The organism is Bacillus sp. MUM 116 (genome assembly GCF_001866655.1).
Lineage (GTDB): Bacteria > Bacillota > Bacilli > Bacillales > Cytobacillaceae > Neobacillus.
Window position 1 is genome coordinate 16221 of sequence record NZ_MLYR01000141.1, and the last position, 25703, is coordinate 41923.

General features: G+C 39.1%; 27 protein-coding genes and 1 riboswitch. Of the genes, 20 read left to right on the forward strand and 7 right to left on the reverse strand.

Features of this window, described 5'->3' with window-relative positions:
- Window positions 1-169: 169 nt before the first annotated feature.
- A complete protein-coding gene (gene chrA, locus BIV60_RS25735) occupies window positions 170-1363 on the forward strand; it encodes a chromate efflux transporter (RefSeq protein ID WP_071358549.1) in 1194 nt (397 codons plus the stop codon).
- 98 nt (window positions 1364-1461) lie between these two features.
- Here the strand turns inward: chrA and BIV60_RS25740 are convergent, their stop codons facing one another.
- Together BIV60_RS25740 and BIV60_RS25745 are read right to left on the reverse strand one after the other, a co-directional pair.
- Window positions 1462-2379: an MBL fold metallo-hydrolase gene (locus BIV60_RS25740; RefSeq protein WP_071358550.1), complete on the reverse strand. Its 918-nt coding sequence runs from the start codon at window positions 2377-2379 to the stop codon at window positions 1462-1464.
- A 150-nt stretch (window positions 2380-2529) separates the two neighbouring features.
- Window positions 2530-3612 (reverse strand): AbrB family transcriptional regulator, encoded by a 1083-nt coding sequence (locus BIV60_RS25745; protein WP_071358551.1) that lies wholly within the window; start codon window positions 3610-3612, stop codon window positions 2530-2532.
- A 342-nt stretch (window positions 3613-3954) separates the two neighbouring features.
- Window positions 3955-3998, forward strand: a riboswitch (PreQ1 riboswitch).
- A 51-nt stretch (window positions 3999-4049) separates the two neighbouring features.
- Here BIV60_RS25745 and queC point away from each other — a divergent pair.
- From queC to BIV60_RS25780, 7 genes are all read left to right on the forward strand, one after another.
- Complete coding sequence (queC, locus tag BIV60_RS25750; RefSeq protein WP_071358552.1) at window positions 4050-4709, forward strand: 7-cyano-7-deazaguanine synthase QueC; 660 nt, start codon at window positions 4050-4052, stop codon at window positions 4707-4709.
- Between the two features lie 4 nt (window positions 4710-4713).
- Window positions 4714-5196, forward strand: a complete 483-nt coding sequence (gene queD / locus BIV60_RS25755; RefSeq protein ID WP_071358553.1) for a 6-carboxytetrahydropterin synthase QueD — start codon at window positions 4714-4716, stop codon at window positions 5194-5196.
- On the forward strand, window positions 5189-5911 hold the full coding sequence (queE, locus tag BIV60_RS25760; RefSeq protein ID WP_071358554.1) for a 7-carboxy-7-deazaguanine synthase QueE: 723 nt from the start codon (window positions 5189-5191) through the stop codon (window positions 5909-5911). The genes queD and queE overlap by 8 nt, the downstream gene beginning before the upstream one ends.
- A 238-nt stretch (window positions 5912-6149) precedes the next feature.
- On the forward strand, window positions 6150-7850 hold the full coding sequence (locus BIV60_RS25765; RefSeq protein WP_071358555.1) for a pyruvate oxidase: 1701 nt from the start codon (window positions 6150-6152) through the stop codon (window positions 7848-7850).
- A gap of 368 nt (window positions 7851-8218) precedes the next feature.
- Window positions 8219-8410, forward strand: a complete 192-nt coding sequence (locus tag BIV60_RS25770) for a Fur-regulated basic protein FbpA (protein WP_071358556.1) — start codon at window positions 8219-8221, stop codon at window positions 8408-8410.
- A 314-nt stretch (window positions 8411-8724) separates the two neighbouring features.
- Window positions 8725-9018, forward strand: coding sequence for a hypothetical protein (locus BIV60_RS25775; RefSeq protein ID WP_071358557.1), 294 nt, complete (start codon window positions 8725-8727; stop codon window positions 9016-9018).
- 131 nt (window positions 9019-9149) lie between these two features.
- Window positions 9150-10799 carry an AAA family ATPase gene (locus tag BIV60_RS25780; RefSeq protein ID WP_083402466.1) on the forward strand — a complete coding sequence of 550 codons (1650 nt, stop codon included), beginning with the start codon at window positions 9150-9152 and terminating at the stop codon, window positions 10797-10799.
- A gap of 703 nt (window positions 10800-11502) precedes the next feature.
- Here the strand turns inward: BIV60_RS25780 and BIV60_RS25785 are convergent.
- Window positions 11503-12018, reverse strand: coding sequence for a hypothetical protein (locus BIV60_RS25785; RefSeq protein ID WP_071358558.1), 516 nt, complete (start codon window positions 12016-12018; stop codon window positions 11503-11505).
- A 214-nt stretch (window positions 12019-12232) separates the two neighbouring features.
- Between BIV60_RS25785 and BIV60_RS25790 the strand changes: the two genes are divergently transcribed.
- From BIV60_RS25790 to BIV60_RS25800, 3 genes are all read left to right on the forward strand, one after another.
- Window positions 12233-12430, forward strand: a complete 198-nt coding sequence (locus BIV60_RS25790; RefSeq protein WP_071358559.1) for a hypothetical protein — start codon at window positions 12233-12235, stop codon at window positions 12428-12430.
- Between the two features lie 691 nt (window positions 12431-13121).
- Window positions 13122-13415, forward strand: coding sequence for a hypothetical protein (locus tag BIV60_RS25795; protein ID WP_141770565.1), 294 nt, complete (start codon window positions 13122-13124; stop codon window positions 13413-13415).
- Between the two features lie 141 nt (window positions 13416-13556).
- Window positions 13557-14219, forward strand: coding sequence for a hypothetical protein (locus BIV60_RS25800; RefSeq protein ID WP_071358561.1), 663 nt, complete (start codon window positions 13557-13559; stop codon window positions 14217-14219).
- Window positions 14220-14440: 221 nt separating this feature from the next.
- On the opposite strand, the gene BIV60_RS25805 is transcribed toward BIV60_RS25800, so the two are convergent.
- A complete protein-coding gene (locus BIV60_RS25805) occupies window positions 14441-15322 on the reverse strand; it encodes a PIN domain-containing protein (protein ID WP_071358562.1) in 882 nt (293 codons plus the stop codon).
- 660 nt (window positions 15323-15982) lie between these two features.
- On the opposite strand from BIV60_RS25805, the gene BIV60_RS25815 reads away from it, so the two are divergent.
- From BIV60_RS25815 to BIV60_RS25835, 5 genes are all read left to right on the forward strand, one after another.
- Window positions 15983-16234, forward strand: a complete 252-nt coding sequence (locus BIV60_RS25815; RefSeq protein WP_071358564.1) for a spore germination protein GerPB — start codon at window positions 15983-15985, stop codon at window positions 16232-16234.
- 166 nt (window positions 16235-16400) lie between these two features.
- On the forward strand, window positions 16401-16682 hold the full coding sequence (locus tag BIV60_RS25820; RefSeq protein ID WP_141770567.1) for a hypothetical protein: 282 nt from the start codon (window positions 16401-16403) through the stop codon (window positions 16680-16682).
- A 107-nt stretch (window positions 16683-16789) separates the two neighbouring features.
- Window positions 16790-17791: an LLM class flavin-dependent oxidoreductase gene (locus tag BIV60_RS25825; protein WP_071358566.1), complete on the forward strand. Its 1002-nt coding sequence runs from the start codon at window positions 16790-16792 to the stop codon at window positions 17789-17791.
- Window positions 17792-18046: 255 nt separating this feature from the next.
- Complete coding sequence (locus tag BIV60_RS25830; protein WP_071358567.1) at window positions 18047-18322, forward strand: hypothetical protein; 276 nt, start codon at window positions 18047-18049, stop codon at window positions 18320-18322.
- A gap of 69 nt (window positions 18323-18391) precedes the next feature.
- Complete coding sequence (locus tag BIV60_RS25835; protein ID WP_256218557.1) at window positions 18392-18631, forward strand: hypothetical protein; 240 nt, start codon at window positions 18392-18394, stop codon at window positions 18629-18631.
- Between the two features lie 38 nt (window positions 18632-18669).
- Here the strand turns inward: BIV60_RS25835 and BIV60_RS25840 are convergent, their stop codons facing one another.
- Window positions 18670-19374 (reverse strand): YjjG family noncanonical pyrimidine nucleotidase, encoded by a 705-nt coding sequence (locus BIV60_RS25840; RefSeq protein ID WP_071358569.1) that lies wholly within the window; start codon window positions 19372-19374, stop codon window positions 18670-18672.
- Between the two features lie 225 nt (window positions 19375-19599).
- Between BIV60_RS25840 and BIV60_RS29940 the strand changes: the two genes are divergently transcribed.
- Window positions 19600-19737 carry a hypothetical protein gene (locus BIV60_RS29940; RefSeq protein WP_177177403.1) on the forward strand — a complete coding sequence of 46 codons (138 nt, stop codon included), beginning with the start codon at window positions 19600-19602 and terminating at the stop codon, window positions 19735-19737.
- A gap of 99 nt (window positions 19738-19836) precedes the next feature.
- Here the strand turns inward: BIV60_RS29940 and BIV60_RS25845 are convergent, their stop codons facing one another.
- The gene (locus BIV60_RS25845) at window positions 19837-20673 is read right to left on the reverse strand and encodes an RMD1 family protein (RefSeq protein ID WP_071358570.1); all 837 of its coding nucleotides are present in this window, start codon (window positions 20671-20673) and stop codon (window positions 19837-19839) included.
- Between the two features lie 166 nt (window positions 20674-20839).
- Here BIV60_RS25845 and BIV60_RS25850 point away from each other — a divergent pair, with 166 nt between their 5' ends.
- On the forward strand, window positions 20840-21874 hold the full coding sequence (locus BIV60_RS25850) for a threonine aldolase family protein (protein WP_071358571.1): 1035 nt from the start codon (window positions 20840-20842) through the stop codon (window positions 21872-21874).
- A 234-nt stretch (window positions 21875-22108) separates the two neighbouring features.
- Here the strand turns inward: BIV60_RS25850 and BIV60_RS25860 are convergent, their stop codons facing one another.
- A complete protein-coding gene (locus tag BIV60_RS25860; RefSeq protein WP_071358573.1) occupies window positions 22109-22888 on the reverse strand; it encodes a Cof-type HAD-IIB family hydrolase in 780 nt (259 codons plus the stop codon).
- Between the two features lie 190 nt (window positions 22889-23078).
- Here BIV60_RS25860 and BIV60_RS25865 point away from each other — a divergent pair, with 190 nt between their 5' ends.
- Together BIV60_RS25865 and purU are read left to right on the forward strand one after the other, a co-directional pair.
- The gene (locus tag BIV60_RS25865) at window positions 23079-24515 is read left to right on the forward strand and encodes a DHA2 family efflux MFS transporter permease subunit (RefSeq protein WP_141770568.1); all 1437 of its coding nucleotides are present in this window, start codon (window positions 23079-23081) and stop codon (window positions 24513-24515) included.
- Between the two features lie 104 nt (window positions 24516-24619).
- Window positions 24620-25519 carry a formyltetrahydrofolate deformylase gene (purU, locus tag BIV60_RS25870; protein ID WP_071358574.1) on the forward strand — a complete coding sequence of 300 codons (900 nt, stop codon included), beginning with the start codon at window positions 24620-24622 and terminating at the stop codon, window positions 25517-25519.
- Window positions 25520-25703: the final 184 nt, after the last annotated feature.

Here is a 25703-nt window from a genome sequence, read left to right on the forward strand (position 1 = left end):
CAACCTCCTCCTTCCGCTTTACAGTAAATGCAGAACAAGAAAAAAGGTGTATGGGTGAACGGAGGGGGGCTGGTGGTGTCAATTTAAAAATATAGCTTGAATTTTGTATGGGGAATGGTGTAAATATGAATTAAATGATTACGATGACGGATAAAGGGTTTGGGGGGAAATGATGAGCCAAGTCAGTAAAAATAAAGTCCTATTAATATTAGAAGTTTTTTTTGTTTCATTAAAGCTAGGGGTGACTTCGTTTGGTGGTCCGATAGCTCATTTGGGTTATTTCCATGAGGAATATGTACGTAAACGAAAATGGATGGATGAACGCAGCTTTGTCGATCTAGTGGCGTTATGCCAGTTCCTTCCCGGTCCGGCAAGCAGTCAGGCAGGGATGGGGATTGGAATGATGAGAGCGGGGATATTAGGCGGGGTGGCCGCTTTTCTCGGATTTACCCTTCCTTCAATGATTGCACTTACGATACTTGCGCTTCTCCTAAAAGGGGTAAACATTCATGATGCAGGTTGGGTCCATGGACTGAAAATTGTTGCGGTTGTTGTGGTGGCACAGGCAATCATCGGCATGGCGAGGACGCTTACACCGGACCTTAAACGCAAAGGGTTGGCATTAGGTGCATTGGTTGCGACACTACTCATTCCGACTACCTTTACACAGATTGGGATTATCCTGATTTCTGCTTTCATCGGGTTTTTATTTTTCAAGCATACAGACACTCAAGTGGACTTTCCTATCCCTGTACCTATTTCACGAAAGCTCGCAATCGTGTGCCTTACATTTTTCTTCGGTTTATTAATTGTTTTACCTATTCTTCGGGAAGTGAAAGTATTTAATTTGCTCGCATTATTTGACAGCTTTTATCGTTCAGGTGCACTTGTTTTTGGCGGGGGACATGTGGTTCTGCCGTTGTTGGAAAAGGAATTTGTTCCGCAAGGCGTGATTACAAAAGAAAGCTTTCTGGCCGGTTACGGTGCAGCGCAGGCAGTGCCCGGACCGCTATTTACGTTTGCAGCCTATTTAGGGGCAGTGATGAATGGCTGGAAGGGAGCAGTTTTAGCAACTGTAGCAATATTTTTACCGGCATTTTTATTAATCATCGGAACGCTGCCGTTTTGGGATTTGCTTCGCCGAAATCCGAAGCTAAAGGGGGCCATGCTCGCGGTAAATGGTGCGGTAGTCGGGATTCTAATTTCCGCTTTTTACACCCCAATCTGGACAAGTGCGATTCAATCAGCAAAAGATTTTGCACTTGGGTCCATTTTATTCAGTTTGCTCGTCATTTTAAAATTGCCGCCGTGGATGATTGTGATAATTGGAATAATAGGGGGAACGATTCTGTCGTTTTTTTAGTAATTGAAAGGGAAATATTTAACGTAAAAATATTATGTAAACTCAATACAGGTTTAATCAGGGCTGATTTCCTTTTGAAAAATCAGCCCTTCCTTCTGTTAAGAATCGAAAATCGTTTCTCCTATTAACATTACCCTTAACTGTTCAGAAGGCATTTCGCTTATTTCCCAAGTTTTCAATAATCTCTCCAATGCTTCCGGTCCGGTGTCATCCGCTAAACGATAGGCACCGTAATGCATCGGAATAAATCTTTTTGCCTTTAACTCGAGATACGCTTTTACGCTGTCCTCAGGTGAAATATGGGAAACGGCCATAAACCACTCCGGTTCATAGGCACCGATCGGCATCAGGACGGTATTAATGTCAAATCTGCAGCCTATTTCCGTAAATCCGCGAAAATAACCGGTATCCCCGACAAAATAATGTGTTTCATGCTCATTTTGAAAAATCCAGCCGCCCCAATGGGATGTATTAATATCGGATAGAGTCCTCCGCGTCCAATGTTGAGCTGGAACAAAATGGAGGGTAAGTCCCATGAACTCAGTGCTTTCCCACCAATTCATCTCTTTTACACGCTGGAATCCTTTTTTGCAAAAGCTTGCCCCTAAACCAATCGGTACGAAATAATTCGGATTACCTTTTAATTTTTTCAAAGTTGGAAAATCCAAGTGATCATAATGACCATGGGAAATGACGACGATATCGATTTCCGGCATATCTTCGAGGGCAATTCCCGGAGCAGTGAGCCGCTTTTGCACCCCCATTCGTTTCGCCCATACTGGATCAGTTAAGATATTAACCCCATTCATTTGAATCAAAAACGTCGAATGACCAATCCAAGTAAAGGAGGTCCTGCTTTTATTCTCCATTAACTCTTTTATTTGCTTGGTAGGGGATTGCGGAATTTGAGTGGTTAAATCCTTTATTTTGCTTCGCCGTTCTTTCATCCATCGTATCATATCGTTAAACGATTTTTTATTCTGGACATCGTCCATATTGGTATATGTTTTTTTCATGAAATCACCTGTAAAAGTGCATTATTTAGTTAGATTATAGCAATAAATAGGTGATTTCATCAAAAATAAACAATTAGGAATCTGTAAAAATATTATGTAAACTCAATCGAAAAAAAAGTCATAAAAGGAATTCCTTTTATGACGCACGCTTTACGTTGTTATGGTTTCTTTTTTCAAACCAATTTTAAAAATCAAACGTAGAAGCGGGGGAACCACAAAATAGATAAAGAACAACCTGAATAATTGAAAACCGGTGACCATCGATAAATCTGCCTGAACCTCATGGGCAAGGATTCCCATTTGATCCATCCCGCCTGGAGCAACACTTAAAAAGCTGGTCGAAGCTGTAATATGTTCTTGAGAAACAAGCAGGAGGCTCAGTCCCAATGAACCAAGAATCATTACCATTCCGCTAATCAAAGCAAGCGTAATTACTCTTGCTTTGTGCTGTAATTTTTCAGGTTTTAATAACAACCCGATATAACCGCCTATCATAAACTGTGACAAGTCAAGAATCGTGACTGGAAGTGCTGGCCCGTGCAGCCCGGAGATATTCACAATCGCTGTTCCTAAAATCGGTCCCAGCAAAAAGGGGGTGGGGAATTTTAGCCTTTTGGCGAGAATCGCACAAATGACACATATGATGGCCAGCCAAATTATGGATGTATTGGGTGTTTGCACGGTATGTAACAAGCTCTCTGAAGAGACTTTCCCAGTGCCCTGAAAAATTGGTCCAAAAACGAGAAACGGTACGAAGAAAATAATCATCATCAGCCTGGCTACTTGAAGGAAGGTGACAGTTGTAAGGTCGATTCCTTTCACTTCCTCGGCAAAAATAATCATTTGTGACAACCCGCCGGGAATACTTCCAGTCAAAACAGTCGGATAGTCAACTCCTGTTAGTTTCGAAACAACAAAAGCAATTCCGGCACAAAACAGAACAAGTAAAACCGTCATCATCAACATGGTTGGTAATTGTTTTAAGATTTGTATAAGAGCATTTTTTGAAAAAGATAAACCAATGGAATAACCAACAATAATTAGACCTGCATTGCGGAACCAGCTTGGCCAATACAATTGAATTTTTCCCAATCGGGCACCTATTAAAATCGAAGCCATCGGTCCGAGCAGCCATGGTATTGGAGTATGTAAAACCGTGAACAAGATTCCGCCAATAAAGGCAATGGTTATTGACAGCAAAAACCCATACCTTTTGTCATCTGTTTTTATCATTAAATGAAACCCTTCTGTCTATTATTGAATTAAAGTGAGCAGTAACATGATAACATAGGAACGTTGATTTCATGCACTAAAAAGCTAGCGGGATATCTTTGGAATGAAATAATCAGCTAAAATTAAGTTTTTAAACTCATGATCTGCTTTAACATCGTCGAAAAATACAATGGCAGCATCCGTTTTAACAGCAAAAAAGGCGATGAAACTACCGTCATCGTCCGTTTCCCCTATCATTTTAAATAAAAGGCTTGTCTAATCCAAAATTTTCGGTAGTGACATCCGCACTAAAAAATAGTAATATAATTTGGTGAATAATTAATATATACAACTCCGCAAATGGCGGTAGAGGTTCTAGCACCCCTCTTTAAAAAAACTAAGGAAAACAGGTCTTCTTTAGTGGATCTGTTTTTTCTATTTAAAGGAGAGTATTCAACATGAAGAAGGATAAAGCAGTTGTTGTTTTTAGTGGTGGTCAGGATAGTACCACATGTTTATTCTGGGCGTTAGAGCGTTTTGAAGAAGTCATTGCTGTAACGTTTAATTATAATCAAAGGCACAAGTTTGAAATCGAGTGTGCCAAAAATATTGCCAATGAACTTAGTGTAAAACATCATATTTTAGATATGTCATTATTAAACCAATTGGCTCCGAACGCATTGACAAGGGACGATATTGAAGTGAAAGAGGGAGAAGATGGGGGACTTCCGAACACATTTGTTCCCGGTCGAAATCTTTTATTCCTATCCTTTGCAGGTGTTTTGGCAAGTCAAGTCGGAGCGAAACACATCGTAACTGGAGTGTGCGAAACGGATTTCAGCGGTTACCCGGATTGTCGTGATGTATTTATCAAATCATTAAATGTAACACTGAACCTATCTATGGATCAGCAATTCGTCATTCATACCCCATTAATGTGGATTGATAAAGCAGAAACATGGCAGCTGGCCGATGAACTCGGAGCATTGGATTTTGTCAGAGAAAAAACGTTAACCTGCTATAACGGCATCATCGCCGACGGCTGTGGCGAATGCCCGGCATGTAAATTAAGAAAAAGTGGCCTAGATCAATATTTAAGCACAAGAAAGGAGTTATAATCACATGTATGGTTTTCGAATCGTGGATAAACTCCAAAAACTCAACGAAGATATCCAGCCAAATCAATTAAAATATCATTCTAAAAGGGTTCTGGTAAGCAAGGAATTTACCTTTGATGCAGCACATCACCTTCATAATTATGAAGGGAAATGTAAAAACCTCCATGGCCACACATATAGAGTGATTTTTGGATTAAGCGGTTTCGTTGACGAACGCGGTTTAATGATAGATTTTGGCGATATTAAAGAAATTTGGAAAAATGAAATTGAAATTTTCCTTGATCACCGCTACTTAAATGAAACTCTGCCGCTGATGAATACGACAGCGGAAAACATGGTTGTGTGGATCTATGAAAAAATGGCGGAGGCGCTTTTAAAGGAAGAAAGACAGCAAGACTATCACGGTGCAAGAGTGGAATTTGTGAAACTCTATGAAACACCAACGAGCTATGCGGAAGCAAGACGGGAGTGGATGGAGCTTGACTAAACTACCCGTAATGGAAATTTTTGGGCCAACCATTCAGGGCGAGGGAGCTGTAATTGGTCAGAAAACGATGTTTGTCAGAACAGCCGGCTGCGACTATTCCTGCAGCTGGTGTGATTCGGCCTTTACCTGGGATGGATCTGGAAAAAATGATATTCAGATGATGGAACCGGAAGAGATATGGAAGGAACTTAAAGCAATCGGCGGTGATTGTTTTTCATTTGTTACGATTTCAGGCGGAAACCCGGCATTATTGAAAAACTTGGATTCATTGATTCAGATTTTTAAAGAGAATGGAATTAAAATTGGACTGGAAACCCAAGGAAGCAAGTGGCAGGATTGGTTTATGGAGATTGATGAACTTACCATTTCTCCTAAACCTCCAAGCTCGAAAATGGTGACGGACTTTGCCATATTAGACGGGATAATTGAGAAACTGAATGGGTCACCAAACAATGTAAGTTTAAAAGTCGTGATTTTTGATGATCTTGACTATGAATATGCCAAAAACGTCCACCTGCGCTACCCAGATATCCCATTCTTCTTATCTGTGGGAAATGATGACATCAACACATCCGACAATCATTCACTACTTATGCATCTTCTGAAAAAATATGAACTACTCGTCGATAAAGTAATGCTAGACCCAGACCTTAATAACGTAAAAGTTCTGCCACAATTGCATACCCTGCTATGGGGGAATAAAAGAGGAGTTTAAAAAAATCTGCCGTTTTGAGGCAGATTTTTTATTTTCTACTCTGATGGCAATCCTTATTTGGTTTCAAAAATTTTCACTTGATTTCACCCATTCCTAATTTCACTAAAATACTTGCCACTTCCAGACATTTAATTTTCAACCCACTTCATAAATCAGCCAATTCCCGACTTTAGAGAATGGAAATAATGGAAAAGAACCACACTACTAGTATCAATATTAATGAAAAGAGGTATTTTCCATGTTTAAACCAACCGCAGGTGAGAAGTTAGTCGAACTCTTGATTGAATGGGGGGTCGACCATATTTATGGGATGCCGGGAGATTCGATTAACTCCATCATTGAGCCATTACGGAAAGCCAAAGACAAAATTAAATTTATTCAAGTAAGGCATGAGGAAGCAGGAGCCCTGGCAGCTGCGGCCTATGCAAAACTAACCGGAAAAATCGGCGTTTGTACCGCGATAGCCGGTCCGGGAGCCATTCATCTTTTAAACGGCCTCTACGATGCAAAACTTGACCGGGTTCCGGTTCTAGCCATCACCGGCCAGGTCGAATCAGATCTGATTGGAACTGATTTTTTTCAAGAAGTCAATCTGGAAAGAATGTTTGACGATGTGGCTGTCTATAATCAGCGAATCATGTCCGCGGATCAGCTTCCGGCTGTTGTGAATCAGGCCATCCGCACCGCCTATGCCAAAAAAGGAGTAGCGGTACTGACAGTTCCGGATGATATTCCCCGCTTTGAAGTTGGAAAGGAAGCTCGCATCACAACAAGTTTTATAGTAAAGCAAGAAATCCATCCACTTAGCGAAGATTTGCAAAAAGCAAAGGAAATCATTGAAACGGCCGAAAAGCCCATTATTCTTGCAGGGAAGGGACTGCACGGCCATCGCGAAACATTGTTAGCTTTCGCTGAAAAAATCGCCGCCCCAATCATCTTAACCTTACCGGGAAAAGGGGTTATCCCCGACAAGCATCCTTATTGTTTAGGCGGGCTCGGCTTAATTGGCACAAAAGCGGCTTATGAAGCGATACACGAAGCAGATTTACTGATCATGCTCGGTACATCCTTCCCATTCACAGGGTTCTTACCGGGAAAAATAAAAACCATCCAAATCGATATCGACCCATACCAAATTGGAAAACGCTATCCGGTTGATATTGGCTTAGCCGGTGATGTAGGGATTTCCCTCAAATGGCTATCTAAAAATCTAAATGTAAAAACAGACCGTGATTTTTTAGAAAAAAGCCAAGAAACCATGAAAAAATGGTGGGACCGGTTGGAACGGCAAGAAGAGAACGGCTCCGTTCCGCTTAAGCCGCAGCGTGTAATCCGCGCACTTCAAGAAGTAACGAAAGATGATGCGATTTTATCCGTTGATGTGGGGAATGTCACCGTTTGGATGGCCCGCCATTTTCATATGACCAATCAAAAATTTATCATATCCAGCTGGCTGGCAACGCTTGGCTGCGGGCTTCCGGGAGCGATTGCTGGTAGTATAGCATATCCAGAAAAACAAGTGATTGCCGTTTGTGGTGACGGCGGGTTTGGCATGATGATGGCTGATTTTGTCACAGCCGTAAAATATCAAATGCCAATGGTTGTAGTGGTGTTGAATAACCATAAAATAGCAATGATTAAGTTTGAACAAGAGGTAATGGGGAACATAGAATATGAGACTGACCTGACGAATCCTAATTTTGCTCAATATGCAAATGCCTGCGGTGGGATGGGCTATCGTGTGGAACAACCGGATGAACTACTCCCCGCGTTACAGCAAGCCGTACAGCAAAATAAACCATGTATTGTCGATGTAGTTGTCGATGCAGACGAAGCACCATTGCCTGCAAAAATCACCTTCGCACAAGCTGCAGGATATACGAAGCATATGGTAAAAGTGTTATTTGAAGAAGGAAAGCTGGATTTACCACCGTTATAATCGACTGTGTAGGGACCGGTGTTTCATTAACATCGGTTCTTTTTAGCAGTACAGCCTAATATTACCAAAAAAATATTTTTCTTTCTTTTATTAAAGGAATTTAACAATTCCTTTAAGGAAGGGTCCATCTGTCACATATCGACAACTCCCTGCTCCCTTCTCCCTTATAATGGCAAATGGAGAAGGGAGTTGATTTTTGTTCAGCCATTAGCTTTGAATCATGGTCTAATCCTACAATCGCTTTTTGACAGGATTTTTTCTACCTCTTTAACAATTCTGGGTCATATTCGCAACATTTCCAGCTAAATCAATTCGAATTCTATAACGTAAACTGCCGAAAAACCAGTTGATAATTGGAGGTTTTACAAATGAAAAATATCCTTCGAAAAGCAGGACAGGAAAAACGGCAATTCCTGATTGATGAATTATTGAAGTTTGGAATTTATAAGAAGAATAACAAACATCTTTATGAATGGAATTTATGCGAACTTGAAAAAGAATACCAATATATAGTCTCAAATGGTTTAGCTGCAAACAAAAACGATCTTGTACCAGGGTAATACTTAAAAAGCTCCAATCCCGTAGTGGATATGGAGCTTTAACATTATAATTTTTGCAAAAAAATATCCGGCACCAAGGCCGGACCAACAAAAAATATGTTAAAAGGGAGAAAATGAAGAAGAATTTCATTCATTTCTTGTAATTCATTCTACTTCCAAAAAATGAACAAAATATGAAAAAAAGATGAAAGTTGTTTTAAAATGGAGAATTTTTTATCCTGAATTGAATTTTGAAAATTACCAAAAATCAATTAATAATATCATCACCTGTCCTATGCAGACTGCATATTTTGGAGTAAAGGTGGTGATAAAACATGTCGTTTACACTTGCAGATTGGCTGCTTTATACAATGTGGGGCGTTTTTGGACTTATGATCATTGATTTTCTTATCGGATTTTTCCAATCGTTTTGGAAAGGTTCCTTTACTCCTTCCATTGTAACAAATTATTTAAAAGATATTCTTTATCTCGTATTGCCATTAAATATCCTTATCTCAATGTTCTCCATCGATCCAACCGGCTGGATCCTAGTGACTTTCTATTTCATCGGCGGGCTTGGAGTCATCCTCAAATATTTAATGGACATCAAAGGAAAATTCAGTAAGTAATTGTGGAACATTCCTGTGAAACAAGAAAAATCGGGTGGTGCCTGGCATCACCCGATTTTTCTCGACAATAGGCAACTTAAAGGCTTATTCTTCATAAAATATTCTAAATCTTCTGTAAAGGATATGAGACGATGAGGAATTATCGGTGGATTAAGTGGCGTAAAATTATCCTCTGGGTCGCTGCCCTCGTCCTGATCACAGTGTTGATTTGGAGTGGAGGGCCGACAGCCTGGAATATTGCGATTAGTATTCTCAGTTTATTGCTGCAGCTGTTGTTTGCCATGTTATTTATGATTATTCAATTCGTTGCTCTGTTCTGGTTTTTGGCTCGGGGACGGACGTATTGGATTCTGCCCGGGGAAACAGGGGCAACTTGGGATGATTACCGCGGCAACCCTGAGATTGTTGAGAATGCCAAACGGATTGTTACCCTCCTTAAAGGCGTCAAAGAGTTCAAGGAAATGGGCGGTGAGGCGATCCGTGGGCTGCTGCTCTGCGGACCACCCGGTACCGGCAAATCCTATTTAGCACAAGTTATTGCAAACGAAGCGCAGGTTCCTTTTGCCTATGCATCGGCGCCAAGCTTTCAAAACATGTTCTTTGGCGTTGGCAACCTAAAGGTGATGGGCATCTATCGTAAAGCTCGCAAACTCTCAAAGGTATATGGCGCCTGCATCATTTTTATTGATGAAATTGACGCCATCGGAATGAGCCGTCAAGCAGGAGGGGCCGGGGGCGGAATGATGGGTGGTTTAATGGGGATGGGCGGATCCGGGCTCCTCAACGAACTCCTCCTGCAAATGGACCCCCCCAATATTGATAATTCAAAAATAACAAAACTGCTTCGCTCCCTTGGGCTCCGGCGCAAGAAAGCCGATCGTCCTGCAGTATTGACCATAGGAGCGACTAACCTCCCAGACGTCCTTGATCAAGCGCTCCTTCGCCCCGGCCGTTTTGACCGTAAGCTTTGGGTCGATTCCCCAGATTTTGATGGCCGGGTGGACGTCTTTGAATACTATCTTCAAAAGGTCAAGAAAGATCCCAGCATTACTGCCGAAAAAGCGGCACTTGACACCATTGGGTATAGTCCAGCACAAATAAAGCATATCGTGAATGAATCCGTCGTCATTGCCCATCAACGCGGGGCCATGCTTGCGAGTTATGATGACTTCCGAGCAGCCATGGAAACCTATGAGTGGGGGCTGAAACAACCGCTTAGGTCCATGAGTGACGACGAAAAGCGAAATGTCGCGTACCATGAAGCGGGTCATGCTGTTGCACAATATTTATTAAAGGCCCATGAACGGGTTTGGAAGGTGACCATTATTCGCCGGGGCGGGGCATTGGGCCTTGCGGCAACTAAACCGACGCATGAACGGTATAATCGAAGCGATGATGAAATTCTCGCGGAAATCCAAGTTTGTCTCGCTGCCAGGGCCGTTGAAGAAGAGTTTCTTGGAAAAAAATTAAACGGAGTGACCTCGGATTTGCAACAGGCAACATTATTGGCTGGTGCTTATCTCGGTGCAGTGGGAATGGGCGACGAGCTGTTTAGCTTTCTTGCCTTAGGGTCACAAGCCGAGGGGCTTAAGGCGCTTCGGACAAAAATTAATGAATTGCTAAAGGAGCAAATGCTTGAAGCAAAGAAATTGGTTCGCCAACACGCTGATTTCGTCCATATGATCGCGGCGGAACTGCTCAAACAAGGGGATTTAACCGGCGAGGAGATTGAGCAAATTTATATTGGGCTATATGGCCATGGCCGTCCGCAGCCGGCATAGGAAAAAAAGTTCTTATTTTAATTTATTTCAAAAAAACACCTTCGCAAAAAATTTCTAATGAGCGAAGGTGTTTTTTCTTTTTATATTGCCACACTTGACCTTTAACATAGTTTTTTTGCAAAAAAATATCCGGCATATTAGCCGGATCATCAAAAAATATATTAAAAGGGGGGTTATGAAAAGGAATGTTTCCGTTCCATGTCTATATCTTAACCCCGAAAAATGAATAAAATATGAACAAACTTTTAAGGTTCATGTAATTTAGGATCTAATCAATTTCAGTAAGTTCAGATACATGGACAAGCAGAAAATTGTACTTATAACTTTCGTCTTGGATTTCACAAAAATCGGAGGAATATTGATGGTACAGAATATACTTCTTCCCTTGATACAGAACACGTTTATTTTTCAAAATGAACAACACCTTTCTAAAGTTTAAGCGGTTAAACATTACACAATATGTAGAAATACTGTTGAATATGACAAATTTCTACGACTTTTTGACTGAACATCGTCATAATCTGTAATTAAGTAACCTAAGGAAAAAAGGTGCAAACGGCCGACATCACGATCATTCTAAATAGCATCATCATGATTACCCCTTCCAATTTGAAAAACGTTATAAAAATAGCATAGAGTAATTTTGTTAAGATATTATTTTGTTCATGTAAATTTTCGATTAATATATGCTTTCTTAAAAAAGCTACTTTAATTTCTCATAGTGTTCAAAAAATACTTTGAAGAGCTGCTCATCACCGCCGCGATCAGGATGGAGGCATTTGAGCAATTTTTTAAATTCCTTTTTTAATAATGATTTATCAACGGAGTCATCCAGACCAAATAAGGAATTATATGAAAGTGGAGGGGCTGAGGCAAGAGCATACTCTGCTTGTAACATCTTTTTTAGGGAACGAACCTTAGCTTGTTCTATCCGGACGGAAGTTCTAAGCTGTTCGATTTCTTGTTTTAATTTCTGGTTATCATGGAAGGTTTTTTCCCATTGCTGAAAATCGACTCCAAATCGCTTCGTGTTTTCTTCGATTTTCTTTTTAATGATAAATGCTGCTAAATCACCGGGATTTACAAGATAGTCGATTTTAATATTTTTGGCTCTTCTCGCTGTGATTTTTCCCTCTAGAATCCACTGGATCACCATTAATTCACTATCCGTGATTCCTTCTTGTTTTAAGTATTTTGTTACTTCTTTTACATTTAACATAAGACCAACTCATCAATCATTTTCAGATTTTACACGCTAATTTTAATCTACCATACTGAAAAGATTACATGTTTACCAGATTATTTAATTTATATTAAATATTTTTTTCAAAATCAACACCATTTCATTTAGACAAAGGAAGAGCTTATTCCTGCATCGAATAAAAAATATATAATATATTGATTAATTTCTTAAAATATAAGGAGGACGATCAATGATTCCTACCATTTTAATACCTGGAATTCAAGGTACAAAACTTGTGAATACGAACACCCTCAATTTTGCATCGGTATATGAACTCTGTCCTACCTATAAAGACGCCATTGTATTTAAAAACGGAGCGGAATTTAATTTATTTAATCCTGATCATTGTCAATCTAATATATCGGACAGGATGATTATTGTCAGATAAATTGCATGGGGGTCTGCATACCAAATCTTGCATCCCTCACTGCACCCTAAAAAAGAGTTAATAAAAGGTCTTATCTTTAAAAAAGATTGATTATAAAAAACTCTTTAAACAATGATTTCATATTCAATAGATAAAAAAACGACCAACTTTTTGATGGTCATTTTCTACAACTCAAGCACCCGTTATTTGAACAAGACGTAGATCGGATACATAAACATTATTTTAATGATAAACAATACAACTATGAGCAAGGCAATTAAAACATAACACACTTCCAATCGTCATGGCTAACTACAACTGGAAAATTTAAAGCCTTGCTCGAATCAATACCCATTCACCATGTAATAATTAGTGCATATAATTAATTGGGTATATAGTCATATCTGAACCGCTCTTGTTGCGGTTTTTTTCTTGCAACAAAAAAGTACTCACATCTATTGACCACTCTTCTTTTCTTCCTTTTCCATGTCAGCACGGATAAGTTCCGCAAAATGCTCAAATATCCTCATTTCTTCGAATCAAATAAAACGATTGCTATTAATGTTGGTTGTAGTGTTCGCACCGTTCAAAATACTGTCAAGAAAGCGGAACAGCTAAACATCTTTGTCGTGTCTCCTCAAAAGAAATGGACGAGTTGACAGGAAAATTCCGTCAAACTACAAACCTTATTCAATTGTTGGCTTTTGCTCCTTTGAAAAAAGTCAAAAAGGTCATTGTTGAGGCGATTAGAGAGGTTAAAAATAAGGCTCAAATCGTCGCTGAAGAGGTTTCTAATGTAATTGCACCTAAGAAGGAAAACAACCTTCAAAAAAGCACGTATATTCCTAAAAATGGAGGTCAAAACAAGCCTAGAAACGGCTATCAAAAGTCTGTTAGATTTGAGATCATCCCTGACCATATAAGAGAGGATTTTGTCGCACCAGTACCACAAACGACCGCAACCAAGGAAAGCATCCTTGCAAGGTTGAGGAGTGCTGGGTATTAGAGGAGGTAAATAATGCTTTCAAGGAAAATAAAAAAGAGCACCTGAATCAGCCACTCATTCATCTTTAGGTTTTATGGTTAATGCTAATAGAAGGGAAATAACTCCTTTTTGCAGAAATATAAAACGAAAGGAGTTTTGTTAATGCAGTTTGATCTTTTGGATAATGGTATTGATTCACTTAAAGCATCTGGGGACATACTTTTGGATTATTATCTTGATTATGAATTTGAAAGGCACCAAATAAAAGATGCAGTTTTTCACTTTATGCACGGTGTTGAAATAGTAAGTAAATATTTATTAAGCCAGAAAAATGAGGAATTACTATTTAAAAAATTAATTGAGTATCAAGAAGCAAAAAAGAAAATGGAAGACAATAATTTATCTAGTGTATTTGATGCAAATCCTGAAATAAGAACAATTGACGTCATGACTGCATTAAAACGACTAGATAGCCAAACAAAAGTAAAAATTGATGGGGAGTTATACGATTCATTAGATCAAATTAGACTATTCCGAAATCAACTAACCCACTATACAGTTAACTTAGATGATGGAGAATTTGTTTCTTTAGTAACTCTCATAAGGAGAACGTTTGAACAAATATTAACTTTGTTCGAAAAAAATATTCCTCAATTTAAGAATAGGTTTAAGGAATTAGCTAGAGAGGAGCCTGTAACGGAATACGATGAGTATCTTGATAGGTTAGAGACTTTAGCTTTAATGGCATATGAAGATGCAAGGTTAGACTATGAGGCTGACAGGGATGATATATTAGAAAGTCAAGCTATGAGGGATAAAGATTAAGCACTCTAAAGGGGCTGTTGACAAATAATGATTTCAAGCAAAAAGAAGACGAGACTATACAATATATAGCGTTCGTCTTCTTTTTTAATACTTTATTTTGTATCTTAGAGTATGGCGATTTAGTTTGGTAGATTATTACAGATAATCTTCATATGTTTCACCAGTATCCCAAGTGTGCTTACATGTAGGGCAAATCATATGGTAACTCCCTTGCGGTCTAGTTAGTTCTGTAACAATATTCCTGCAATCACCATTTTGTGAACCTCTCCTTCACACTTTGGACATTTCTCAAAATATTTATCACTTAAATATATGGAGCTATTCTGTGCATAAAATTCAAGGTTATAATGCTCTTTAGGATCAACCTCTTTTAGTAGTCTCTCTAAATTATTGTAGTACACCATTCCAATTTCGTCAGCATATGGCTGTAAGTTAGGGTGTAATCTTGAATCATCACCTTTTTTGCAGAAGTCATTTTTGTTGACTGTTATAAAGTAGACCTTCTCAAAGGTGCCTTTATGATTTTTAATAAAATCATAAGCTGTAAAGAAGATTACTGCGTCTGCCATTTCATTTTTGTTAGTTTTATCTTTTAGATTTTCGTCATCAGGACCAAAAAAAGGGGCTCTTTTATTAAGGCTCATTTCTACAACTATGGAATCAACATCGTGGTTCCTTTTAGGTATTGTAGTTAAATGTGGATCCTCAATATGCTCACTTAAATTTCTAGCTCTTATTCCAAAATTGTAACGGTAATTTCTAGCTGCCATTTTTACTAGAAGATCTATTTGGGCATTGAATGATACTTTTTCCTTTTCACCTTCCATATAATTCGAAAGGATTCTATGTCTTTCAATTTCTTTAACAGCATTTCTATGGTACTCAGCATCTTTGTTAGTCTTATGCTTTTCCCACTCATACTTTACTTGTTCGGGAACGATAAGTTTTATTCTCCCCATTAATAGACAACTAATGAATTTATTATAGACTGTTGTTGGAATAACATCGGGTTGAAATAGATAAATTAATAAATTTGTGTCTAATACTACTCCGTATGGTCGATCTAATAAATAACTTGAATCTGGTGAATCTTTCATCTGCATTAACATTCACACCTCACGTATTGGTAATACCTGTATATTCGGCGAGGCATCTCTATATTCCTTCTTGAACTATCCTGTCCCTATAGTTTAAGTACAAACCTTCACAATCTTTATAATATTCCTAAAGTCAATGTATAATGTAACCATCGATAAATACAGGAGGAGAACTCATGAACCAAGAGATTGTGTACAGTGAGGAATTGGACTATATCGAGTGTAAGGGTTGCGGTTGGGACTCGGATATTGGGTTATGTACATGTGAGGAAGAACAGTAATTCAATTTAATGACAATCATTAGCCACCCCTCAAAAGGATGGCTTTATTCATTTGCATCGAGAAGGATCGTGTCTCATGAAATGAAATCTAATTTTGTTGTAGAGGCTCTCAGGAACACTGATATTGTTTTGAGAAATCGAAATAAGATTCCATTTCGGGAAAAAAGTGTGTTCCAAAGTGGGAGCGTGGTCGCGCTGGGGAGAGCCAAAATCATTTGGGAGGTAGGGGGGATGTCCTTCCCCGTATTAAACAATAACTAGCACTAAACAGCTTCAAGTGTCTCCAGAGTGGCGTATGTTCTTAGTTTATACTTGTTCTCCTAAAGCACACCCGTTAAAGGCATAAGAACTGTACCGCCTCATATAATCATAAGGGGTGATTAATGTGAATTTTAAAACTAAATTAGAAATTAAATTGAATTTTTTAAAAATCACCGAAATAGTCAATACTGGAGTTTTGCAAATCGGTAGTTCTGGTCCTATTAAACGGCAAGCAATGTTGCCTGAATGGTATCAAATACATCCACCAGTGGCACCAGGTGCGGGGGTAATATTAGCACCAGCTGTCCCTTTACAATCAGCTGTACGTGCTCCTTTACAAGCACCTGTACTAGAAAAAGATAGTATGAATAAATAGCAAAAGGCTTAAGGGTTTTGTCTCTTTCTATTGGAAAGGATTTCTCATTGAGCCTCAATCGGTTTTTAAGTGTTGGTGGGCATGATAAAAAGACCCCACAGGCTGACCAAAGCTCACAAGGGAGCCTCTCATTAATTATTTGCCAATCATGAAGGCAATTTGTTGCTTGTTCGGAAGTGCAACGTCCATTTCAAGGAAGCTAGCCACACCGATAGCGTATTCAGACGATGGGACCGTTCCGATTGAAAGTGCGGCGATATACAAACAGTCTGTTTTAACCTTGACAGTAAGGAAAAAATGGAGTCAAGTAGCCATGCATCCTTTGTTCTTAAATGACGGAAGAGTGCAAACTCTCATTTCACGATTCTTTTTAAATAATACTTCTGTAAATTCTACTGGTACTCCCTGGTGGTCGGTTATAGATGGCTCGGTCAATCAATTAAAATGATTGGATGCCGAATATTCCTGGTGATGGGGATAAGCATATAAGTTTGTTTTCATAATTTTGATTGATACTATTGTAGTATCATCTTTAACTTGAAAGGACAAAAAGTTATGGCAAACATTCATATACCCTTATCTGTATTAAATTTAGCACCAATCCGTGCGGGACAAACGCCGAAACAAGCTATTGATTCAATGGTAGATCTGGCACAAGCGGTTGAAAAAATGGGCTATCAACGCTATTGGATTGCAGAACATCATAATTCACCGACACTCGTCAGTTCTGCAACCGCTCTTTTAATCAAACATACATTAGAACATACTAACACCATCCGCGTCGGCTCCGGAGGCATTATGCTTCCAAATCATTCTCCGCTCGTCGTCGCAGAACAATTCGGAACGATGGAAACGCTGTATCCAAATCGGGTTGAACTTGGCCTGGGGCGTGCCCCTGGTACAGATATGATGACAGCAAATGCCCTTAGACGATCAAAAAATGATTCTGTCTATACATTTCCGGAAGACGTGCAGGCATTGCTTACCTATTTTGGATCAGAGGAACAGCAAGGCTATGTAAGAGCCTATCCGGGAGTTGGAACCAATATCCCGATTTATATTCTTGGTTCATCCACAGATTCCGCCTATTTAGCTGCAAGTCTGGGGCTGCCTTATGTATTTGCTTCCCATTTTGCACCGACCTTTATGGAAGAAGCAATTTCAATCTATCGACAACGGTTCCAGCCATCTGAATACCTCGACCAACCATATATGATGGTATGTTTAAATCTAATTGCTGCGGAAACAGATGGAGAGGCTGAATGGCTGTCGACAACGATGCATCAATTTTTCCTAAATATTGTCCGTAATACAAGAAATCCATTACAGCCTCCAGTAGACAACATGGACGAGATTTGGACGCCAATGGAGAAAGAAATGGCTGCTCAGCGGACAAATGTGGCATTACTAGGCAGCAAAGAAACCGTTCGCCAGCAGTTGATGAGTTTCCAAGAAAAATATGATGTGCAGGAGATTATGGCGGTTTCTTATATTTTTGATCCTGAAAAACAGAAACGGTCATATGAAATTTTAAAAGAAATTGTTGATGAAAAATAAGAAAAGCGGAAGCGCCTTGCTCAGCCTCAGGCATAGCACAAGCCAATCCGGCCGAAAGGTTGTTCTTTAACCTTTTGGACGGATTGGCTTGTGACCTCGAGGGGCTAGGACGCTTGCGCTGGACAATTCTCGAAGCTGAATTTTCCTTCTTATCTCATAAAGAAAAAACGGCACTTTTTCTGTGTCGTTTATTTTTTGCGTATTCAACTATAAAATCATATAATGAGGACACTTGCTTGAAAGGAAGAGAACGAAATGGATCTTACACTTAATAAACTGCAACAATTGCATCAATCCGTTCAAAAATTGGAAACCGTTCTTCAGGAAGTTTGGACGAATGTGGATGACCTTGAAGAGGACCCTGGTTTCAAGGATTTAAAGAAGAACGCAAAACAATCCCAAAATGGTCTTATGGAGAGACTTATTGAATTTAATCAATTTCTGGAGGAGATTCCTGAAGACGGAACAGCGGCAGTTGATTTTGAAGATGCCATTTCAGAATTGATGGATTGGATTAAAGAATATAAATAAATTAGGGAATAAGCCAGTGAAAAAGGTAAACTCTATACATAGAAAAGAATGTTAGAAGGAGAATACCTTGTGAATCAATATGAATATGAAATAACTGAAATGATTATCGATGATGATTTTACAAGTGAAGAATATGTAACCGTAGAATTTTCTTACGACCAAAAAGAGTATTGTATTACATACAAAAAATCTGACCTCGAGCTAATTAACATCTGGGTTTTTGAAAATGGCACATCCCTTCCAGCAAAAATAACCGAAGAGATGATTGAATCCATTCGGGAAGATGTTCGAGAAAAAATTCAAAAATAAAGGGATAAAACTGGTGATTTTATCCCTTTATCCTTTGATTATTTAGTAAGAACGCCTAAATCCAAAACTTTATACAATTCATCGAGTTTCTGAATTTGATAGGTTGGCAGTATATCCGTTTGATTGGATTGTAAATTTGGGTTAAACCAGCATGTATCAATTCCGGCATTTTTGCCGCCTTTCATATCAGAACTTAATGAATCGCCAATGATTAGACAATTCTCAGTTGAAAAGTTTGGAATTCTTGAAAAAACATAATCGAAAAATCCTTTAAGAGGCTTTTGGAATCCGGTTTCCTCTGAGACAAAAAGATCCTGGAAAAACGGATATAGACCCGAATCACTTAGGCGTTTATGCTGGGTCTCGGAGACACCATTTGTTACAATATATAAATCAAAATGATTTTTTAGCTCGGATATTAATTCCAATGCTCCTGGCATAAGTTGATGACTTTCTGCCAACAAACTGCGGTATTTCTTTTCCAGTAAAGCACCATCTTTTTCAAGGCCGTATTCCTTAAAAAGAAGTGAAAAACGAGAATTCAAAACGCCATCAAGAGTGAGTTTCCCTTCTTCAAAACCCATCCACAATCCAGTATTTATTTTTCTATAACGGTATTCTACCTCGGTTGTAAGAGGAAAATCCTGTTCCTCGAAAAGCTTCCGTAATGCGAATTTTTCCGCTGCATCAAAATCCAATAATGTGTCATCCACATCAAATAATAAAGTTCGATATTTTTTCATAGTAATTTCTCCGTTTAGATAATTTAGAAAATTCTGCTCGTTCCTCTTAACCTATATTAATAAAACTCTATCAAGTGGATTTAGGAATGTCAATGAAAAATGGGGTCTGTGCCCTATGGTTTTCTCCATTAAAGTAAGGAAGACCCCAACGGTGAATACGTCCATAAAAAATAGTTCAAATTAAGAGGGAACAGATATGAATAAAAGTAATGGAGGAATATTTTTATGAAAAAGAGTGAGAGAATATCGGTAAAGATTGTTTCAAATGAGGCTGTTGTTGGTAAACCTTATCTTGATATTGACCGGGTGATTCTTGAAGGTAAATCAGGTCATTCATATAATGATGCAAACAAGCGGAAATAAGAATAACTTGAATTAATAAATGAAGGTTTTATCGGCTTCCATTCAAAAAAATCTTGAGGAGTGCCCGGATTGATGATTTGAACGGAGGCATGTTTCTATTTACGGTATCCACCCATTAATTTGTAAAATCGTCAGCCCAATTTCAATCACAATTAGAATGACAATAATCCATTCCACGAATAGCCCCCTAATCGAGTGACTAATTGTAGAAAAACCATCCATAATATTGTACAAAATCTCCGTTTTGCTTTTCAAAATTTTATAGCGGTCATTTAATTCGAAGAACTCCATCATCTTATCGTAAAATTCATTCGCAGTGATACTGGACCAAGTAATATCAGGCTTATCCAAAATCATGATATAGGCAAGGGTGTTGTACTCATGGCGGACGATTTTCGCTGTCGTTCTGGCTAGCTCCTTATTACCGATTCTTAGCTTTCCTTTTTCAAGCCGGTCAATCATGTTCTCAAGCTTGTCGTGAATTTGTCCAAGCTGTTCTTCCGTTTTTTCAAGTGCTGCCGATTTGGCAAGAACTGTAGAAATTAACTCGGGGTAGAAACTCTCATATTCCGGCACCACTACATATTCGTCGGTCAACTTAACGGTTTCGGTTTCCCAAACGTGCAGGCTGTAATCATCCGTATATTTGTATGCATCAATGAGATTAATATCCGGTTCAAAGGAATGAACAAAATGAAAGAAAAGCTGGATTTCATTGGCGTCCAGATGATTGATGAAAACGACGCTGCCAAATGAAAATACCAGAACCATTTTCGCCTCCTCGACTTCATGTCCAAGGATGAATGTAAGAATATCTCCCTTCAAAATCAAAGGCTCTTCCCAGGTGAATTTTTTCGGAATGCCGCAATGAATGGCGATTTTGTTTAAATCAATTTCATTCGTAATAGCAAATGCTTTAAAGGTAAAGGCCTTCATTTAGATCACTCTTTTCGGTGAAATGGTCATGCTTTTTTATCATTCTATTCATTAAAAAATCAAATTTGACCATTTCTTTTTAAGCAAAGAATTTTCTGATGAAGCGATGTTTATATTTTTTCAATGAGTTGGTACAATGTGATTAAATAAAAAAGGGGGAGAACAGATGTACAGCTTTAAAAATGATTATAGTGAAGGGGCACATCCGAGAATTTTGAATGCGTTCCTAGAATCTAATTTCGAGCAGGAAGATGGATATGGGGAGGATCAATATAGTCGAAAAGCGGCAGGTCTTATTAAAGAAAAAATCGGTACGGCAGAAGTAGATGTTCACCTATTATCAGGCGGGACGCAGACAAATTTGATTGCGATTTCAGCTTTCTTGCGGCCGCATGAGGCAGCGATTGCCGTAAGTTCCGGGCATATTTTAGGGCATGAAACGGGAGCAATCGAAGCGACCGGGCACAAAATCATTTCAGTGGATGCTAGCGATGGAAAAATCACCCCATCTCACTTAAGAGCAGTACTGGACGCTCATCCCGATGAACATATGGTGAAACCAAAGCTTGTGTACATATCGAATTCTACTGAAATCGGGACAATCTATAAGAAAAACGACTTAGTGCAATTGCGGGAATTCTGTGATAAAAACCATCTTATTTTATACATGGATGGCGCAAGACTGGGGTCCGCCCTTTGCGCTGGCGAAAATGATCTCGAATTAAGAGATTTGCCTGCAATTGTTGATGCCTTTTATATCGGCGGAACGAAGAATGGAGCTCTCCTGGGTGAGGCTTTAGTAATTTGCCGTGATTCTCTTAAAGAAGATTTCAGATATCATATGAAACAAAAAGGTGCCTTGCTTGCAAAAGGCAGACTTTTAGGTATACAGTTTTTGGAATTATTCCGGGATAATTTGTTCTTTGAATTGGCAATGCATGCGAACAAAATGGCAGAATTGCTCAAGGAAGAAATGTGCGAGGCAAAAATTTCATTTCTGACCGATTCTCCTACGAACCAAATCTTCCCGATCCTGCCCAATTCGGTGATTTCTGATCTTGAAAAGAAGTATGGATTTCATATTTGGGAAAAGGTGGATGCAGATCACACCGCCATTCGATTGGTAACATCTTGGGCAACAAAAGAAGAGGTTGTTTTGGGATTTATTGAGGATTTTAAAAAGATTATACAAAAAAAGTGAAATCGTATATGTTTTAATGAAAGGTCTTGGGGGAATGCTCACGTTCAAGTCAAATCGGCTGGAGGACAAAGTTTTCGAGATTTCAGGAAAACTGTCTCTCCAGAGCGGTTGGAGGGACAAAATCTACGAGGGTACAAAAAAAACTGTCTCACCCAAGCGGCTTGAGGGACAGAATTTCTGTGATTTCTAGAAAAGCAATCCTTCCAGAGCAGCCTCACCCGGAAGGACTGAGTTTTAAATTAAGCCAAGACGCTTCAAGCCAAAGTGTACTCCATCTTCTTCGGCTGATAAAGTTACCATATTCGCAGCCTGCTTTACTTCATCGCGGGCGGATCCCATCGCAACACCCATTCCCACTAGAGAAAGCATCTCAATATCATTTAATCCATCCCCGAACGCAATCGCTTCGTCCGGAGCAATTCCGAGCTTTTCTAATAATTTTGTCACCCCTACAGATTTGTTGGATTTAGACAAATTCACATCACAGGTTCTTGCACCCGATGTCCATCTTCTAAAATCTAATTCCGGAATCTTCATTTGATAAGTTACCTCATCCTCTAAATCACAATGGAGGAATAATTGATAAATATCTTGTTCCATCCAAAATTGAGGGGGTGCAAGTTCTAGCTTCAATGAATCATGCATGTATGCTTCTTGAACGAATGGATGACTTAAGTCTGAAACCGTAAAATGCGTACCCGCTAAAAAAGTAAGCGGATGCTGATAATCATGAGACATTAAAAGAACTCTTTCTAAAACCTCTTTCTCAATGGCATTCTTGTATATTTCTTTCCCTTCATGATAGGCGTTGGCCCCATTAAAAAAGACCATCGAGTCCACACCTGTATCCTGAATAATAGAATTTGAAAAATAGGGAGCTCTTCCTGTAGCAATGACCACTTTGATATTTTTATCTCTTAATTTCTGGATGGCATCAAATGTTGCAGAACTAATAGTTTTGCCGTGGGGAAGAATCGTTCCATCGATATCTAAGATGACAACCTTGTAATTCATATAATACTCTCCTTACAGTGCTAAATCTTGTAACCTATAGAATAGTATAACATGTTTTGAAAAAGCAACTTCGCAGTTCGTCCAGGCTGATTTTTCTGGAGCAATTAATTGGAATTTAAGGGGAAAATCGGGTAACCTGTAAAAGTACTTTTTTCATGAGAACAAATTTAAATAAATGGGGGATGGATGAATGGCGATATCAGATCATAAACAATCCACGATTGTGGCTCTTTTGCTCGCAGGAACGTTTATTGCGATCTTAAATCAAACTTTGATGATTACAGCAATTCCTCCTGTTATGGATGAAATGAATGTAACTGCCAATAGTGCACAATGGTTGACAACGGTTTTTATGCTGGTGAACGGAATTATGATTCCAGTCAGTGCATTTTTATTGGAGAGATTTACGACAAGACAACTTTTTATATCGGCCATGAGTATTTTTGCTGTGGGGACCTTTGTTGGGGGATTGGCACCCAATTTTGAAATGCTTTTGTTCGCGAGAGTCATTCAGTCTATTGGAGCGGGAGTCATGCTGCCCCTTATGCAAACGGTATTTTTAATGATTTTTCCGGTCAACCGCCGTGGGTCTGCTATGGGTTTGGTCGGACTTGTTATTTCCTTTGCACCGGCAATTGGCCCAGCCTTGTCCGGATGGGTAACCTCGCATTTTTCCTGGAGAGTACTGTTTTTTATCATTTTACCAATTGCCCTAATTGATATTTTTATTGCCTTTATTGCGTTAAAAAATGTAACCGAAATCTCCAAACCAAAGGTCGATGTGATTTCGATTATTTTTTCATCGCTCGGCTTTGGCGGTCTCCTTTATGGCTTTACCTCCGCCGGAAATAACGGCTGGACCAACGCAATTACCATTCTAACACTTGCCATTGGGGCAATTTCATTGGTTCTATTTATCTCCAGACAGCTGCGCTTAAAACATCCGATGCTTGAATTTGGGGTGTTTAAGTATTCCATTTTTCCGTTTGCTATCATCATTGGAATGATTGGTTTCATGGGTTTAATTGGCGCGGAGACGATCATCCCGTTGTTTATGCAGAACATGCGTGGATTTTCCGCTTTCGAAGCCGGCCTTGCCCTTTTACCTGGGGCGTTGGTGAGCGGATTTAGTGCTCCGATTGTCGGAAGAATTTTTGATAAAATTGGGGCAAGATGGTTAGTGATGATTGGTTTAACCATCATGACAGGAGCTTCGTTTGCTTTTACTCGTTTAGGACCTTCGTCGACGATGACCTATATTACCGTCCTATATGGAATCAGGATGCTGGGTCTGTCGATGGTGATGATGCCGGTTGCCACATCTGCCTTGAACCAATTGCCAAAACGATTAATTCCCCACGGAGCCGCTATGGATAATACCATGAAAATGATCGCAGCCTCGGTGGGGACTGCGATTCTTGTTACGGTCATGACGACAACAGCGGAAACAGCAAAACAGCGCACGGAGATTGCACACCCGGATATGTATGGTGCGAATGTAGCTTTTATGGTGGTTTCGATTCTTTCGCTTATCGCGCTTATCCTTTCCTTTTTTGTAAAAAATAACCGACAGCCAGAAGGGGAAATGGGAGGAAAGAACAAAGTAAGTGTTAAAATGCAGGAATAATACTTGAATAGGCCAACGAAATTAAGTATGAATATTCTTAACAATCACAACAAGCTGATGTATAATAATCTTCATTAATAAAATAGGAAGGTTTTAAAAAAATCATGAACTCAAATTTCAAAGAACAAATCGAACAATTTAAACTACGGAACCAAAACCGTGGCCGGTTGCTTGTTAGCTGTCCCGACCAACCGGGGATTGTTTCTGCCATCTCGCAATTTTTATTTTCTTATAATGCGAATATTATTGAATCTAGCCAGTACTCAACCAATCCAGAGGGTGGTGAATTTTTCATCCGGATTGAGTTTGAGTGCCCCTTATTAAAAGAAAAAGCAAATGAAATGAAAGAACAATTTATTGAGATTGCTAACAAGTTTTCAATGAAATGGAAGTTAACACCTGTTTTTAATGTGAAAAAAACGGCAATCTTTGTCTCAAAAGAACTGCATTGTCTCTTGGAGCTTATATGGGAGTTGCAAGCAGGAGATTTAATGACCGATATCGCTCTTGTGATCAGTAATCATGAAGCGGCACGTGATGTCGTCGAAGGTCTTAATATTCCATTCTATTATATTCCAGCCAACAAAGAGATTCGGGAACAGGTAGAAAAAGATCAGCTTAAGCTTTTAAAAGACTATGATGTCGATCTCATCATTCTCGCCCGTTACATGCAAATTTTAACACCGAATTTTGTGGCGGCTAACCCGAATAAAATTATTAACATCCATCATTCGTTCTTGCCTGCTTTTATTGGCGCAAGACCATATGAACGGGCATATGACCGTGGTGTTAAATTGATTGGGGCTACTTCACACTATGTAACCAATGATTTGGATGAAGGGCCGATTATTGAACAAGATATTGCCAGAGTCGACCATCGGGCAAATGTCGAAGCCTTGAAGAAAATCGGTCGGACTATTGAACGAAGTGTCTTGGCTCGCGCTGTAAAATGGCACTTGGAAGACCGAATCATTGTTCATCAAAATAAAACCATTGTTTTTTAACACATAAACTCCCCTCACTCTTCAGTTAGGGGAGTTGTTTTTTATAAAAAAATTCTAGTATGGAATGGTCTGTCCTTTCGGATATCTCTCTTTTTTTCAAAAAAATATTTTATCGACGATAATAATGCAGTATGATTAGATAAGGCTCTTTTCGTAAACTTTGTTGCTTTTGGACCATAATAAG